The organism is Paracoccus sp. (in: a-proteobacteria) (genome assembly GCF_047973135.1).
Lineage (GTDB): Bacteria > Pseudomonadota > Alphaproteobacteria > Rhodobacterales > Rhodobacteraceae > Paracoccus.
Genome location: NZ_JBKEBL010000255.1, coordinates 1 through 15,969, shown reverse-complemented (window position 1 = coordinate 15,969; position 15,969 = coordinate 1). Strand labels below are relative to the sequence as shown.

Annotated in this window: 14 protein-coding genes, 1 tRNA gene and 1 pseudogene; 8 read left to right on the top strand and 8 right to left on the bottom strand. The window is 62.8% G+C overall.

The window, feature by feature from the left end; translation table 11 throughout:
• The 6 genes and pseudogenes from ACK5L9_RS19205 to ACK5L9_RS19180 form a co-directional block, all read right to left on the bottom strand.
• Positions 1-150, bottom strand: a pseudogene (locus ACK5L9_RS19205) (IS630 family transposase); the annotation flags it as partial.
• Positions 132-533, bottom strand: coding sequence for an alpha/beta fold hydrolase (locus tag ACK5L9_RS19200; protein ID WP_416913063.1), 402 nt, complete (start codon positions 531-533; stop codon positions 132-134). The pseudogene ACK5L9_RS19205 and the gene ACK5L9_RS19200, both read right to left, overlap by 19 nt.
• Positions 534-1,032: 499 nt before the next feature.
• Positions 1,033-1,108: transfer RNA gene (locus ACK5L9_RS19195), tRNA-Ala, on the bottom strand.
• 109 nt (positions 1,109-1,217) lie between these two features.
• Positions 1,218-2,777, bottom strand: a complete 1,560-nt coding sequence (locus ACK5L9_RS19190; protein ID WP_416913062.1) for a hydantoinase B/oxoprolinase family protein — start codon at positions 2,775-2,777, stop codon at positions 1,218-1,220.
• Entirely contained in the window at positions 2,774-4,825 is a 2,052-nt protein-coding gene (locus ACK5L9_RS19185) for a hydantoinase/oxoprolinase family protein (protein ID WP_416913061.1), read from the bottom strand. Before ACK5L9_RS19185 ends, ACK5L9_RS19190 begins: the two co-directional genes overlap by 4 nt.
• A gap of 39 nt (positions 4,826-4,864) precedes the next feature.
• Entirely contained in the window at positions 4,865-6,229 is a 1,365-nt protein-coding gene (locus ACK5L9_RS19180) for an NAD(P)/FAD-dependent oxidoreductase (protein ID WP_416913060.1), read from the bottom strand.
• A 233-nt stretch (positions 6,230-6,462) separates the two neighbouring features.
• Here ACK5L9_RS19180 and ACK5L9_RS19175 point away from each other — a divergent pair, with 233 nt between their 5' ends.
• The 4 genes from ACK5L9_RS19175 to ACK5L9_RS19160 are packed head-to-tail and all read left to right on the top strand — an operon-like array spanning position 6,463 to position 10,180.
• On the top strand, positions 6,463-7,455 hold the full coding sequence (locus ACK5L9_RS19175) for a TRAP transporter substrate-binding protein (RefSeq protein WP_416913059.1): 993 nt from the start codon (positions 6,463-6,465) through the stop codon (positions 7,453-7,455).
• Positions 7,456-7,461: 6 nt separating this feature from the next.
• Complete coding sequence (locus ACK5L9_RS19170) at positions 7,462-8,007, top strand: TRAP transporter small permease (protein ID WP_416913058.1); 546 nt, start codon at positions 7,462-7,464, stop codon at positions 8,005-8,007.
• 14 nt (positions 8,008-8,021) lie between these two features.
• Positions 8,022-9,326 (top strand): TRAP transporter large permease, encoded by a 1,305-nt coding sequence (locus tag ACK5L9_RS19165; protein WP_416913057.1) that lies wholly within the window; start codon positions 8,022-8,024, stop codon positions 9,324-9,326.
• 50 nt (positions 9,327-9,376) lie between these two features.
• A complete protein-coding gene (locus tag ACK5L9_RS19160) occupies positions 9,377-10,180 on the top strand; it encodes a DeoR/GlpR family DNA-binding transcription regulator (protein ID WP_416913056.1) in 804 nt (267 codons plus the stop codon).
• A gap of 30 nt (positions 10,181-10,210) precedes the next feature.
• Here ACK5L9_RS19160 and ACK5L9_RS19155 read toward each other — a convergent pair whose 3' ends face one another.
• Positions 10,211-11,134, bottom strand: coding sequence for a glutaminase (locus tag ACK5L9_RS19155; RefSeq protein WP_416913055.1), 924 nt, complete (start codon positions 11,132-11,134; stop codon positions 10,211-10,213).
• Between the two features lie 184 nt (positions 11,135-11,318).
• Here ACK5L9_RS19155 and dctP point away from each other — a divergent pair, with 184 nt between their 5' ends.
• Genes dctP through ACK5L9_RS19140 form a run of 3 tightly spaced genes read left to right on the top strand, consistent with a single transcriptional unit; the run spans position 11,319 to position 14,148 of the window.
• Positions 11,319-12,269: a TRAP transporter substrate-binding protein DctP gene (gene dctP, locus ACK5L9_RS19150; RefSeq protein ID WP_416913054.1), complete on the top strand. Its 951-nt coding sequence runs from the start codon at positions 11,319-11,321 to the stop codon at positions 12,267-12,269.
• A 34-nt stretch (positions 12,270-12,303) separates the two neighbouring features.
• Positions 12,304-12,825, top strand: a complete 522-nt coding sequence (locus ACK5L9_RS19145) for a TRAP transporter small permease (protein ID WP_416913053.1) — start codon at positions 12,304-12,306, stop codon at positions 12,823-12,825.
• 3 nt (positions 12,826-12,828) lie between these two features.
• Complete coding sequence (locus tag ACK5L9_RS19140; protein ID WP_416913052.1) at positions 12,829-14,148, top strand: TRAP transporter large permease; 1,320 nt, start codon at positions 12,829-12,831, stop codon at positions 14,146-14,148.
• Here ACK5L9_RS19140 and ACK5L9_RS19135 read toward each other — a convergent pair.
• On the bottom strand, positions 14,120-14,854 hold the full coding sequence (locus ACK5L9_RS19135) for a hypothetical protein (protein WP_416913051.1): 735 nt from the start codon (positions 14,852-14,854) through the stop codon (positions 14,120-14,122). The genes ACK5L9_RS19140 and ACK5L9_RS19135 overlap by 29 nt on opposite strands.
• Positions 14,855-15,027: 173 nt before the next feature.
• Between ACK5L9_RS19135 and ACK5L9_RS19130 the strand changes: the two genes are divergently transcribed.
• Entirely contained in the window at positions 15,028-15,843 is an 816-nt protein-coding gene (locus ACK5L9_RS19130) for a dihydroorotate dehydrogenase electron transfer subunit (RefSeq protein ID WP_416913050.1), read from the top strand.
• The last annotated feature ends 126 nt before the right edge of the window (positions 15,844-15,969 follow it).

Here is a 15,969-nt window from a genome sequence, read left to right as displayed (position 1 = left end):
CGCCTCCAGCAGCCGCAAGGACCAGCGGGCGTGCCCCTCGGGCGGCTCGGAGCAAGCCAGAGCGATCAGCTTCGCCTCCGCCTCGCCGTCGAAGATCGGTTCTATCGGCGGCCTGTCGCGCTGCTTGCGGCTCAGCGCTGCCTCCAGACCAGCAGCAGATGCGAAACCCGTTCAGGATGACGCAGGGCATATTCAACAGCCAGCGCGCCGCCCTGTGACAGGCCGAGAAGTACGAACCGGGGTTCATCTATGGACGCGGCAACTGCCTCAAGATCCTTGCTCCATGCCTCGCGCGACAGGTCGGCGACAAAACGTTCGGAAAGCCCGCAGCCGCGAGGATCATAGCGGATATAGCGGTTCCGGGCGGACAGTGCCGCGACCCATGGTCGCCAGATCGGGCTTTCCAGATCGTGATCGACATGGCTGAGCCAATGCGCCGCCCGCAGGATCACCGGTCCGTTTCCGCAGGAAGCGACAGCGATGGCGGTCCCGTCTGACGAATGGCACAGATGGATGCTCTGGCGAAGTTTCATTTCGCGAATGCTACCTCAGCGCCGCTGCGCCTGACAGTGGTATCTCTGACCCGGCACGCCGCGATGAACAGGAATGCCTCTGTCGCGATGTTCAGCCTGCGGGTGAAACGATCAGACCCTGTTTTCCGCGAACTCCGACAATCCTGTTCAGTGCGCTCGCGGGATCACCCCGGGGAGCCGAGTTGCAGAAGGTGGTCTGCCTTCAGGCACCGCGCCTCTGCGACCTTGATCGGCCGGAATTGCTGCAAGGAGCATGAATAGCTTCTCGGGCGAAGGCCGAGGTGCGGCATCCAAGCCTATCGGAAGGCAGCAATGGGCCGTTCACGTCACTGACGCTGTAAGAGCGTCTGATCGAACTCGACGGCTCCAAGGCAGATTGCGGCGAAAACCGTGTCCCGTGCGACACGCAACTGTGCTACATTGGCCATATTGACACGCCATCGGCAAGCTTATGCCGTAAATCGGCACTCTTATGCTCCAATGACACACATGAGTCTTTTGGTGGAGCCGAGGGGAATCGAACCCCTGGCCTCATCATTGCGAACGATGCGCTCTACCGACTGAGCTACGGCCCCACAGGCTGCGGATGTTTTGCCTGTCCCGGCGGAATTGTCAAGACAGGCCATGCCGGCTGTTGATGAAATCGGGATGGGGTTTGGCGGGGGTGATCTTCGGGCCTTTCGCTTACCGGAGGGTGTCGGTGCTGCGGGCCTGTGGCGGGCCGTAGCCGCCGCCTCCGGGGGTGACGATGCGAATGATCTGGCCTGGGTGCAGGTCGATCACGCCGTCAAAGCGTTTGACATCCTTTCCGAAATCGAAGCTTGTTCCCTGTGCGGCATTGCCGCCTGCCAGACCCCAGGGGACCGAGCCAAGGCGCGAGCTGTCAACGGACAGGCGGCAGGGGGCCTCGACCCGATAGGCGCGACGAATGCCCATGCCGCCCTGCCATCTGCCGGTTCCTCCTGATCCGTCTACCAGTTCATAACGCAGCAGCGTCAGGGGAAATTCGCGCTCCAGCCCCTCGACCGGCAGATTCGAGGTGTTGGTCATGTGGACCTGAATACCGCTCAGTCCGTCTGCGCCGGGCCGTGCCCCTCCGCCCCCGCCGATGGTTTCCAGATAGACCCACAGGTCGCCATTCGCGCGGGTTCCCGAAAAGGTCGCCCCGGTACAGCAGCCGTTTCCGGCGGCGGCAATCCGGCCCGGCATGGCCTGGGCAAGCGCGCCGAGGATCAGATCCGCCACGCGCTGACTGGCGGCGATGCGGCCATCGACTGCCGCAGGGTGGACGCAGTTCAGGATCGAGCCTTCGGGCGCGGTCACGGTCAGCGGGCGTGACAGGCCGGCATTTGGAAGGATGGTTGGATCGATCGCGGATTTCACTGCGTAATAGCACGAGGCCAGCAGCGCGGTATGAACCATGTTCAGCCCGGCCTTGACCTGGGGCGGCGCGTCGAAATCAAGCCGCATCCGGCTGCCCTCGACGGTGATTGCCACGGACAGGGTCATCTGGCCCGGAAACTGGTTGCTGTCGAAAATGTCGCTAAAGCGATAGATGCCGTCGGGCACGCCCGCGATCCCCGCGCGCATCTTGCGTTCGGCATAGTCCTGCAGGGCGTCGCCCGCCGCAAGTACCGTCCCCTCGCCGTATTTGCCGCACAGATCCTGCATCCGCCGCACACCGAGGCGGTTGGCCGAGATCTGCGCCCTCAGGTCGGACAGGCGCTCGGCCGGAACCTGGCAATTCAGCAGAAAAATGTCCTGAACGTCCTTTTGCAGATTGCCCTCGCGATACAGGCGGACGGGCGGGATGCGGATGCCTTCCTGATAGATATGGGCATGGCCCCGGTCGGCGAAATCGGCGTGATGGGCAGTATTGACCGACCACGCGACGATGCGATCCCCGACAAAGACGGGTTCGGCCAGCACGATGTCGGGCAGATGCGTCGCCCCGCCGACATAGGCGTCATTGCCGATAAAGACGTCGCCGGGGCGGATCGTTTCCGGGGGGTGGCGTTCGACGATATGGGCGATGATGCCGATGAAGCTGCCCAGATGCATGGGAATATGTTCGGCCTGACACAGGGTCTGGCCCCGATGATCGAACAGTGCGGTCGAACAGTCGCGCCTTTCCTTGATATTGGTGGAATAGCTTGACCGTACCAGCGCCTCGCCCATTTCCTCGACAATGGAGGTCAGCGCGCTGCCGATGACTTCGACCGTGATGGGATCGGGGGCCTTCATCGCGCATCCTCCAGAATCAGATTGGCACAGGCATCGACATGGGCGCGCATGCCCGGCAGGATCAGGGTGGTCGTGTCCATCTGTTCGACAACAGCCGGGCCGACAAGACGGTGGCCGGGGCGCAAATCGGCGCGCTGATGGATCGGGCAGTCGATCAGGCCCCGCGTCTCGGGCAGCCAGACCGGGCGGGTCACGGTTGGCAGGGGCGCGGTACCGGGGGCCGGGTCGGCGCGCGCAACCGTCGCCCTGGCGACCAGACCCACCGCCTCAAGCCGCAGCGTGACCAGTTCCACCTTCTCGTCGGCGGGGGCGAAACCGTATCGCTGCTGATGGGCCTGTTCGAACCCGGCGCGCAGAGCGGCAAAGGATGCCGGCGTCACGGGGCCATCGGGGAAAGGTACCTGCAATTCATAGTTCTGGCCCAGATAGCGCAGATCGGCGCTGCGGTGCAGGCGACGATCCTGCGGCGCGATGCCCTCACACGTGAACCAGTCGCCTGCCTGGGCGGCAAGCGCGTTCAGGCCCGCGGACACGCTTGCGGATGGAACCGCCGACAGGTCTGACAGCAGGCTTTGCGCGAAATCGGCCTTGAGATCCGTCATCAGCAGGCCCAAGGCACACAGCGCACCCGGAGCCGGTGGCACGATCACGCAGGCGATGTCCAGTTCGCGGGCAAGCCGCGCGGCATGCAGCGGGCCGCCGCCGCCAAAGGCCATCAGCGCGTAATCGCGCGGATCGTGCCCGCGCTGGACCGAGATCACACGGATCGCTTTGGCCATGTTCGCGGTCGCGACCGAAATGATCCCCTGCGCGGTTTCCTCGGTCGTCAGTCCAAGCCTTGCGGCAAGGCCACTGATCGCGGCAACGGCCTTGTCGCGGTCAATGGCCATACGCCCGCCCAGGATACGCGTCGGGTTGAGGATTTGCAGCACCACGTTGGCATCGGTCAGGGTCGGGGCCTCGCCGCCCTTGTCATAGCAGACCGGGCCGGGAAAGGCCCCGGCGCTTTCGGGGCCGACCTTCAGCAGGCCGCCGCTATCCACCCGGGCGATGGACCCGCCCCCTGCCCCGACCGTGTGAATATCCAGCATCGGTGCCTTGACCGGATAGCCGTGAACCTCGGCCTCGCCGGTCTTGCGGCATTCGCGATTCGTCAGCAGCGCCACATCGGACGAGGTGCCGCCGACATCGAAGGTGATGATATTGTCGAACCCGGCAAGCCCGGCAATCTGTTGCGCGGCGATCACCCCGGTCGAGGGGCCGGACAGCAGCGTGCGCACCGGAAAATCCGCCGCCGTCTCAAAGCCCATGACCCCGCCATTCGATTGCGTCAGATGCGGCGCGACGGTCAGGCCACTGTCCGACAGGCGGTCGCGCAACCTGCGGATATAGCGCCGCATAAGCGGGCCAAGAAAGGCGTTGATCACCGTGGTCGAAAACCGTTCGTACTCGCGAAATTCGGGCGCGACCTGATGCGAGCAGCAGATGAACGCGTCGGGCAGGGCCTGGCGGATCTGCGCCATGGCGATGCGTTCATGTCCGGGGTTCATGAAACTGTAGAGAAACCCGATGGCCACGGCCCCTATTTCCTGATCCGCCAGACCTTGCACGATAGCGCGCAGCCCGTCCTCGTCCAGCGTGATGGCCACCGTGCCATCATGGCGCAGGCGTTCGACCACCTCGTGCCGACGGTCGCGCGGCACCAGAACATACGGCTTTTCGGCGAACATGTCATAAAGGCTTGGACGCTTCTGCCGCCCGATCTCCAGCAGGTCGCGAAAGCCGTCAGTCGTCAGCAGCGCCGTTCGGGCACCCTTTTTTTCGATCAGCGCGTTGGTCGCCACGGTGGTGCCATGACCGAAGAATGACACATCGGCCAGCGTCGCCCCGACCCTTGCCAGCCCCTCGGACACGACGTCAAGGATCCCGCGCGAGGGGTCGTCGGGGGTAGAGGGGGTTTTCCAGATTTCCATGCGTCCGGTCTGTTCGTCAAACAGGCAAATATCGGTGAACGTGCCGCCGGAATCCACGCCTACGCGCCAGGCCATGTCAGTCCCATCCTTTGAAAACAGTTGTACCGCACCGGGTCAGGCCACCTTCCGCAAAGCGGATCGCGCAAGGCCACGGGACGCGCCAAATCGGCCAAGGGCAAAGGGGGCGGGATCGACACTGGTGTTCTGGCCGGTCACGATCTGCGCCATCATCTGCCCCACACCCGGCCCCGCGCCAAACCCGTGCCCCGACAGCCCCGAGGCGATGAACAGGCCCGGCAGGCTGGCCACGGCATCGATTACCGGCACGCCGTCGGGCGTCGCGTCGATCATCCCGCTCCAGCAATGGGTCAGGCGGGCATCCTCGAAGCCGGGCAAGGCGCGTTTCAGCGCGTCAAGCATGCGCCGCACCAGCCAGACCGGCGGGGCGGGGTTCAGCATGCGGACCGCCTCGAACGGGGTGGGCCGATCCGGCGTCCAGCGGCGCGGCCGGGCCAGATCGTCCAGAAACTCTCGCCCCAGTCGCAGGCGAAGCTGACGCCAGCTTTTCAGATAGACCGGCAGGAAATCGGGCAACAGCCGGAAACTGTCGGGAATGATCGGGGCAATGTCCAGGTTGCGCGGGCCAAGCGTATAGCCGCCATCCTGACGCGGACGCAGGCCATAGCGGGAATCGCCAATCGGCAGACCGGGGCCCGGCTGGCCGGTCTCGATCCGCGCGGCGGTTGCGATCAGCTTCAGTTGCGGCAGCGCCACGTCCAGATTGCCCAGAAACAGCCGTGACCAGACACCGCCCGCCACCACGACGCTGTCGCAGCCGATCACGCCCCTTTCCGTCACCACCCCCGAGACACGCCCGGCCGAGGTTTCCACCCCGCGCACCGCGCAATCCTGCAAGATGGCCGCGCCCCGCTGTTGCGCAGCCATAGCCATGGCGGGTACGGCGCGCGCGGGTTCGGCCAGGCCGTCCGAGGCGGTGTGAAGCCCATAGGCCTCGGTGGCCCGCAAACCCGGCACCAGTTCCTGCAACCCGGCGCGCGTCAATTCGCGCTGCGGCAGGCCGTGCTGGCGACCGGTGCGCGCCCATTCCTCGGCCTGCGCGCGTTCCCGCGCGCTGCGGCAGATATAGACGATGCCGGTTTCGCGATACCCGGTGTCGATGCCGAACCGTTTGCCCATGGATCGCCACAGCGACAGGGCCTGAATGGTCAGTGGCATTTCGCGCGGGTCACGACCCATCTGCCTGGTCCAGCCCCAGTTGCGCGACGATTGTTCCGCCGCGATCCGGCCCTTTTCGCACAGACAGACGGACACCCCCGCCTCGGCCAGAAACAGCGCGGTGGTGACGCCGGCGATTCCTCCGCCGATGACGCAGACATCCACACGCCCCGGCAGTTCCGCATCGGACCGGACCGGATCAAGCTGGGGCACCTTCCCCCGGATTTCGCTGGTTGCACTCATCTGCCCGGCCCTTCGCCTGTCGTCGCCGCTGCGCGATCATGATCGTTTATGCGCGAAATTTGCAATCTCGCAAATAAAATTCGTCATACGCAAGAAAGATTGACAGAATATGACCGTTCATGCTTGTGTTTGGGAATAATAATGCACAATCGCGCCCGGATATGGCCCAAGGCAAGAACGAACCCCCGAACGCCATGCCGCAGCGAAGCAGACATCCAACGGAGGAAACCAGAATGCTTCAGACAAGACGCGCGGCGGCAATCGGGCTGGCACTGTTCGCCGGGGCCGCACAGGCCGAGCCGGCCAAATGGGATTTTTCCGACGAATACGACCTCAGCGGGATGACCGGACAGGCCGCCAACTATTGCATCGGCGAGATCGAGAAACTTGCCGGGGACGAGATCGACATCACCTATCAGGGCGGCGGCGCGCTTGGTTTCAAATCCACCGATCATTTCGACGCCGTTCAGGATGGCAGCGTAGAGGCGGCGGTCACGCTGCTGACACAGCTTAGCGGGATTGACCCGGTATTCAACCTCAGCTCGATCCCCTTTGTCGCGAACACGCCTGAACAAGCCTATCAACTGTGGCAGGCGGCGCGACCAGAATATGAAAAGATCTTTGCCGACAACAACATGGTGCTGCTATGGGCACTGCCCAACGCGCCAAGCGGGATCCATGCGAAAAAAGCGATCAATTCCGTTGACGCGTTAAAGGGGCTGCGCATCCGCACCTATGACGTGAACGGAACGGAAACCCTGAAAGAGGCGGGTGCCGCGCCCCTGCAAATTGCCTGGTCCGATCTGGTGCCACAGCTTTCGACCGGCGGGGTCGATGCGGTCCTGACCTCGGCCGATGGCGGCAAGCAGCTTTCGATCTGGGATTATGTCGATCATTTCACCGAAGTGAACTATGCCATGGCCCTGTTCGTCGCACATGTGAACAAGGACGCTTTCGACGAGCTGCCCGAAAAGGCGCAGGCCGCGCTGCTGGATACCATCGCGGCTTGCGACACCTATAACTGGGCGCTGATGGAAGAAGCGCGTACCAGCCCCTATGACACGATGCGTGAACATGGCATGACGATCACGCTGGATGACGATGTGCCGCCCGAAGTCTTTGAAACCCTGGGCAATGCCGCTGCCAAGGTCCGCGATGCCTGGCTGGCCGAAACCGGAGAGCGCGGCGCGGCGATTCTGGCCGGGTTCGACAAGATGCGGAACTAGCCGCAGATGGGCCAGCATGGCAGTGCCGGGGCCGGGCCGGTCTGGCTGCGGGCGATCAGCGGGCTGTCATCGGCGCTGAACCGGATCGCGGCTGGCGGTGCCGCGATCCTGCTGGTGCTGATGGTCGGGCTGATCCTTGTCGAGATCGTGATGCGGTTCTTTTCGAAATCGACCTTCATGACCGATGTTCTGGTCGGCTATGGCGTCGCCGCGATCACCTTTCTGGCGATGGGCTGGACGCTGGAACAGGGCAGCATGATCCGCATTTCGGCGGTGACTGCACGACTGAACCCGGTCATGCGGCTGATGGCCGAGGCGCTGGCGGTGATCGCCACCGGGATCCTGACGATCTGGCTGATGGGCTTTGTCTGGCGCACAATGTCGCGCATGTGGGTACGCGGGACGACCAGCGAACATTACCTGCCAATTCCGCTGTGGATCCCCGAAGCCTTTTTCTTCGCCGGGCTGGCGCTGCTGGTGCTGCATCTGCTGGTCAGGCTGCTGCGGCTGGCGGTGTTCGGACATGACGGCGACGACATCCTCAACCTCTGAGTGCGGAAACCCCCATGTCGCTTGCAACCTCTTCCCTGATCGTCCTGACAATGGTTGTGCTGGTTCTGGGTGCCGGCGTCTGGATATTCGCCGGGCTGACCATGGTTGGCGTGGGGACGCTGTATGTTGTGCAGGATTTCAGCCTGAACAAGATCGGCGGCATCGCGGCCAGGGTGATTTCGTCCAGCGCCGTGTCATGGGAGCTGGCGGCCATTCCGATTTTTATCTGGATGGGTGACATGATCTTTCGCACCGACATCTCGCAGCGGCTGTTTCGCGGATTGTCGCCCATCGTGTCGCGGATTCCGGGCGGGCTGCTGCATACCAATGTCATCGGCTGCACAATCTTCGCGGCGATTTCGGGATCCAGCAATGCGACCACCGCGACGGTGGGCAAGATCACCATCCCCGAACTGATGCGGCGCGGCTATGACGTGGATCTGGCGTCGGGGTCGCTGGCCGGGGCGGGCACGTTCGGCCTGCTGATCCCGCCCTCGATCGCGATGATCATCTATGGCGTGCTGGCCGAAGTCTCGATCGTCAAGCTTTTCGCGGCGGGGCTGGTGCCGGGGCTGATGATGGCGGCGCTGTATTCGGGCTATATCATCGCCGTTTCGCTGCTGCGCGAGGGGATCGAACCCAAGGACCGCAAACCCGCGACACTGCGTCAGATGGGGACAGGGCTTTACGACCTGTTCCCGATCTTTCTGCTGATGGCGATGGTGCTTGGTTCGATCTATTCGGGGCTTGCAACCCCGTCCGAGGCGGCGGCGGTCGGCGTGGCGGTCACGCTGGTGATCGCGCTGGTCACGGGCCAGTTCTCGGTCCGCATGGTGGTGGAATCGTTGATGACGACGATCCGCATCTCGGCCATGATCTGCGTGCTGATCGCGGCGGCCTCGTTCCTGTCGGCGGCGCTGGCCTTCATGCACCTTCCCGTCAAGATCACCGAGGCCATCGCGTCAGTCGATCTGACGCCGATTGGATTGCTGGCGCTGCTGGCGCTGTTATACATGGTTCTGGGGATGTTCATCGACGGCACCTCGATGACCGTGATGACCGTGCCCATCGCCGTGCCGCTGATCGTGCAGGCGGGCTTTGACCCGATCTGGTTCGGCGTGTTTCTGGTGATCATGATCGAACTCAGCGCGCTGACCCCGCCGGTCGGGCTGAACCTGTACATCCTGCAGGGCCTGACCGGGCAGGGCCTGGGCCGAACGGTCCGGGCCGCGCTGCCGTTCTTTGTGCTGCTTTGCGTCGGTACCATGCTGCTGGTCGCCTTTCCCGAAATCGCACTGTGGCTGCCGCGACAGCTTTGACGGGCGGCAAGGCAATCCCTATCACGGGCAAAACGAGACAGGAGTCGGATGTGAACGAGGCCGAGCCGCCTGCGGGCGATGAAATGCTTCCGGCGGAACGCCGCCAGCGGATCATGGAATGGTTCGATGTCAATTTCTCGGGCTCGACGCAGGATCTGGCGGAAAGGTTCGGTGCCTCGGTCTCGACCATCCGCCGCGATCTGGACCTGCTGTCCAAAGAGGGGTTTCTCAGCCGCACCCATGGCGGCGCGGTCAGGATGCGGCAGTCCTCGACCTATGAACCAAGCACCGATCTGGCGCTGCGCACTGCGGTCGAGGAAAAGGCGGCCATCGTCGCAAGGGCGGTGACATATCTGCGACCCGACCAAAGCATCCTGATCGACACCGGCACCATCGCGCATGTGCTGGCCGATGCCATCGCCGAAACCGGCCTGCCGCTGACCGTGATCACCAATGACATCTGCGTCGCGCACAAGCTGACCTACAAGCCGCTGATCCGGCTGGTCATGCCCGGAGGCACCAACCGGTTCGGAGCCTTCAGCCTGCTGGGCGACCCGGGCCGCAGTTTCCTGCGCGACATCCGCTGCGATCTGTTCTTTCTGACGGCGCAGGCCATCGACGGGGAATGCGCTTCGGACACGGTGCTTGAACTGGTGGAGATCAAGCGCGCGATGATCGCCGCCGCGCAGGCCACGATCCTGCTGGCCGAAAGCAGCCGCTATTCGTCGCGGGCGCTTTACCGGATCACCGATCTTGGCCGCATCCACACCGCCATCACCGACAGCGCGCTGGATCCGGCCGAACAGGACCGGGTGCGCGCCCAGGGCGTCGATTTGATCTGCGTCGAGGTCTGAACCCGGCTCTCGCGGCGCAGCCCGCAGGGATCAGCCCGGACCAAAGACCGACCAACTGGTAAAGGCGGTCAGCCTTTGCGCGGCAAATGTGCCCATTCGGGAATTGCCGTTCTCGTTCAGCCCCGGCGACCAGATTGCAATCGAGGCCCGGCCCGGCGCCGCGAACAGGATCCCGCCGCCCACGCCCGACTTGCCCGGCAGGCCGACGCGGAACGCGATTTCGCCCGAGGCGTCGTAATGCCCGCAGGTCATCATCACGGCATTCATCCGCCGCTGCTTGATCCTTGACATCAGCGAAGGCGCGCCCGGCAGCCCTGCAATCACGCGCCCGGCCATGGCAAGCTGGACACAGCTCATCTCGATGGCGCATTGATGGCAGTAGGTGCCAAGTGTGAAATCCGGATCGTTGTTCAGGTTTTCGTATGATTTCAGATAATTGACCAGCGCGCGGTTGCGGTGCCCGGTCTCGTTTTCCGACCGCGCCACTTCTTTGTCGATATGGATGTCATCATCCTCGGCGGCCGCGCGCAGAAAGCCGATGATTTCGGACAGGGCCTGCTGGGGCTTGCGCCCCGTCACCAGCTCATCCGTGACCACCAGCGCACCCGCGTTGATGAACGGGTTGCGCGGGCGGCCCTTTTCCAGTTCCAGCAGCAGGATCGAGTCAAATCGCGATCCCGAACTTTCACGCCCCACCCGCCGCCAGATCTGGTCTCCGATCCGGCCAAGAACGCAGGCCAGCGAAAAGACCTTGCTGATCGACTGGATGGAAAAGGGCTGATCCGCCTGCCCCGCCTTGTGCAGGCTGCCATCGGCCAGCACGACGGCAATGCCGAATTGCGCCGGGTCGATTGCGGCCAGTTCCGGGATATAGGCCGCCACCCTGCCCCAATCGCCGCGCGCCCGGATCTCGCGATCCAGCGCGATCAGAAAATCATCCAGACCTTCGGGCATTTCGGGTCTCCGCCTTGCTGGGTACAGATGACGCCAGCAACCGGGTGCAGCGCAAGCCCCTTGTGTCAGGGGGCACCACGGACAGGCGGCGCTTTTTATTTTACATATAAAATGATTTGTGCTACATCGAACAATAATTAGCGCGACATCAAAGAAATTTGCGTAATCAATGGGGAATAATGCAATGTTTCTGAAAAATTCAGTCTGTGCTGCGATCCTTGCGATGATACTGCCGCAAACGGCCCTGGCCGAACGTACGCTGCGCGCCTCTGTCTGGATCCCGAAAGATCTGGTCTTTGCGCTGCCGATGGGCATGTTCGTCGATCACGTCAACGAAACCGGCAAGGGCGTGTTGCAGATCAATCTGGTCGGCCCCGAGGCGATCCCGGCGACGGAACAGGCCAATGCCTTGCGCAGCGGCCTGATGGACCTCGCGGCATTGCCGCCTGGCATCTATAAACAGCAGGTGCCGCTTGGCAATGCGCAGGACATTTCCGACATGTCGGTGGCCGAGCAAAAGGCCAATGGTGCCTATGACCATATGCGCGAACTGACCAGAAAACAGTTGAACGCGACGATGCTGACCACCTATGGCGACGGCGTTCCGTTCAATATTTTCGTAAACAGGGAAATCACCTCACTGGACGATCTGAAGGGCCTGCGCCTGCGCAGTTCGCCCATCTACAACGCCTTTTTCGCCTCGCTCGGCCTCAGCACGACCAGCACGCCCGTGCCGGAAACCTATACCGCGCTGGAACGCGGCGTCGTGGATGGCTTTGGCTGGCCGTTCTGGGGGATCGAGGATCTGGGTTGGGACAAGTTCACCAAGACCCGCATCGATCCGGGCTTTTACAACGTCGCAATCAATATTCTTGTCAACAACGACACCTGGAACAGCCTGAACGAGGCCGAGCGGAAGGTTCTGGAGGATGCGGCGCAATGGCTGGACGGCGAAATGCCAGCCTTTTATGCAGCGCGGAACGAAGCCAATATCAAGGTCCAGAATGACGCGGGCATCGCCTCGTTCGACGCGGGACCGGACTTTCCCAAACAGGCGGCCGATATTTACTGGGCCGAACTGGCAAAGATCGACGCCGAGGAAACCGCAAAGCTGCGTGAACTGTTCCAGAAATAACGCCCTGTGACCTTTCAGCGGAAGGACAAACACCATGGCGCCGGTTTTCGAAAAGCTGGAGCCCGTCTATCTGGGCCTCGTCAATCTGCTTGCCCTTATTTCCGGGCTGATGTTCGCGATCTTCACCGGCTGGATCGGCCTTGAGGTGCTGATGCGGTCATTCGACCTGCCTCGCCTGCCGGGGCTGGTCGATTATACCGAATACGCGATCTATTGCATGGCTATTCTGGCCGCGCCCTGGATCCTGCATCACGGTGGCCATGTCCGCGTCCTGATCCTGCCCGAGGCCCTGCCCCTGCGGGGGCGGGTCTGGCTGGAAAGCCTTGGGGATCTGATCTGCGCCGTGGTCTGCCTTGTCCTGTGCTACTACAGTCTGGGCAATTTTCTTACCTCTTATGCCCGCAACGAACTGATCTTCAGCGAGCTGATCATCCCAGAATGGTGGCTGCAATGGCAGGCACCGCTTGCCTTCCTGATGCTGACAATCGGGTTTGTCCGGGAAATCCTGCTGCTGTGGCGACGCGGGCCGCTGCCCGAAACCACGGTGGGGGAATAGCCTATGGACTGGACCCTTGCGCTGACGGTCATGCTGGGCGGGGTCGTCGTCCTGATCATGCTGGGCCTGCCGGTCGTCATGGCCTTCATGACCATCAACCTGGCCGGAGCGATCCTGTTCTTCGGCGGCGAAATCGGCATCACACAGATGATCCGCAACATGCGGCCTTCGGTTGCCAATTACACCATGGCCCCGATTCCGCTGTTCGTCCTGATGGGCGAGATCATGTTGCAGACCGGCATGGCCCGCAGGTCCATCGTTGCCATCGACAAGCTGATCACCCGCGTTCCAGGGCGGCTGTCGATTGTCGCGGTTCTGGGCGGCACCAGTTTCGCGGCACTGTCCGGATCCTCGGTTGCGAATGCCGCCGTGGTCGGACGGACGCTGCTGCCGGAAATGAAGTCACTGGGCTATGCCAATGTTGTTTCCATCGGCCCGGCAACGGCGGTCGGAGGCATTGCGGTGCTGATACCGCCTTCGGCGCTGGCCGTGCTGCTGGGAAGTCTGGCACAGATTTCGATCAACGAGCTGCTGCTGTCCGGCATCATTCCGGGCATCATGATGATGGCCGCCTTTCTTGGCTATATCGTGCTGCGCTGCCTGCTGAACCCGTCGCTTGCCCCGATGGGCGCGCCGCCGGAAAGCCTGACCTGGACCCAGCGGCTGTGGCCCGTCTGCCGCGATGTGCTGCCCTTGCTGGGGATTTTCGCGGCGGTGGTGGGGACGATGCTGGGCGGCATCGCGACGCCGACCGAGGCGGCCGCCATCGGCGTGATCGCCTCATTCGTGGCTGGCCTGGCCTATCGCCGCCTGACCTTTGCCAACTGCGTCGCCGCGTTCCGCGAGTCGCTGAAATTTTCGGCGATGATCCTGTTCATTATCTGCTGTTCGGGGACATTTTCGCAGATCCTGTCCTTCACCGGCGCGACGCAGGCGCTGACCCGCAGTGTGGTCGAGGGCGCGCAGCTTTCGCCCTTTGCCATCGTCGCGCTGATGCTGCTGTTGCTGGTCATTCTGGGCTGTTTCATGGAATCGGCCTCGATCATCATGCTGACCGTGCCGATTTTTTTCCCGATCCTTCAGGCCCTGCAGGTCGATCTGCTGTGGTTCGCGCTGATGATGATGGTCGCACTTGAAATCGGGCTGTGTACGCCGCCCTTTGGCATATTGCTGTTCGTCGTTCAGGGCGTGATGGAACGCAGGATCGCGATGGGCCAGATCTATCGCTCGGTCATACCGTTCATCCTGCTGGAACTGCTGGTCCTTGCAATCATCCTGTTCTTTCCCGGTACGATCACATGGCTTCCTGCGCTGCTTGAGTGAACGGGCGTACCGCCCATGTCGCCATCGGATAGTGGATATTGCCGCCGGTAAAGGGCGGGAAACGGTGGAAATCGGCACGCATTTCCTTCAGCACGGCCGAAGTCTGCGCGGCCTGTAACGCCTTGCCGTCGTCATAGACGACCTTGTTGCGCTGCATGTGGTTCACCCGCTTCCACGGCATTTCGCTGCACCAGTCCAGCCTTGTGCAGATTTCCACCTGCCGGACCTGCGGGAATGTCACCATGATCCTTGCATGATGGGCGAAATAGTGGATCAGCCAGGCGTTCAGGTCATCGGCGCTGCCGGGGTAATGCACAATAAAGCTGCAATGCGGCTGGCCCTCTGGCGTGCGAAACTGCGGGTCCGGCGTCGCAAAGCCACGCGCCAGCATGGCCTGTTCCTCGACCGTCGCCCCGCGCAGCGAGGGCAACGCCCCATCCAAAGTCAGCGCCTGCAAATGCCCGTCCTTCGCCAGCGCGCGTTCCAGATCGGCGATGTCGTCGAAATACAGTTCCAGCGCCAGTTGCGGCGGCAAGCCGTCATCGAAGAACAGATCCTCCAGCGGCGGCCAAGGGGTAAACACCAGCCCCTGTTTCAGCCCCGGCGTGGCGGCAACAATCTGCATCACGTGCAGCCGTTCTTCATCTGTGATCTTTTGGTCGGGGGCGTTGTGGTCGCGGAAATGGGCAAACCAGGCGATGGTCATCTGTTCCTCCGGCAAAGCGGGCGCGAAATCCATACTGTTTTATGTCAAACATTTTCCAAGCGCCTGTCAAGGCATGGAACGTACAGGATTTCTCAAAAATTTTGTTTTATGTCGAACATAAATTGGCTACCCTGAAACGAATCCCAAGGATAATTCACCAAGGCAGAAAGCCCATGGCAGACAATCTCGACCCCCCGATCATCGAGGGCGACCGCAAAGTCATCGTCAATGACCGGGTGAATGCCGAATACATGCATCTGGTGCTGGACGCCCCCGATGGGGCAGCGCTGGCCCGTCCGGGACAGTTCTTTCACCTGCTTTGCCCCGCCAGCGGCGGCGACAGCCCGTTCTTCCGCAGACCGATGAGCATTTACCGCATCGACCGGGACAACGGGCGGCTGGAATTTCTGTACAAGATCGTCGGCAAGGGCACGCGCACGCTGGCCCGGCTGGAACCGGGCGATACGCTTGGCATCCTTGGGCCTCTGGGCAAGGGGTTCAGCCTGACAGGGCGACGGCACATCGTCCAGATTGCGCGCGGGGTCGGGCTGGCGACGCTGGCCCCTGTGGCCGAAGCCGCCGGCGCGCAGGGAATCAGGACGACCGCGATCCTCAGCGCGCGCAGCCCCAAGCTGCTGATGTCGCAGGATTACCTGCGCGGCGTCGGGGCCGATGTCATCGCCGTGACCGACGCCGAGGGCACCAGCGCGCCCGAACATGTCGAACGGATCGCGCGGCGGCTGATCGACGACGAGGGCGGCGACTTGCTGCTGACCTGCGGTTCGAACCGCCTGCTGGACCTGTGCCGCAGGCTGGGCCGCGAACATGCCGTCGCCGGGCAGGTCGCGCTGGAACAGAACATGGGCTGCGGGATGGGCATGTGCTTTGCCTGTGTGCGGGAATTTCGCGGCACGGACGGCAAGGCGACCTATCGCAGGGTATGCTGGGACGGCCCCGTCTTCGACATTCAGGAGGTGATGTCATGGTAGACATGTCGGTGAATATCGGCGGCCTGCGGCTGTCCAATCCGGTGATGCCCGGATCGGGCACATTTGCCGAGGGGATGGCGCGGGTTCTGGATCTGAACCGCCTTGGCGCCATCGTGACGAAAACCT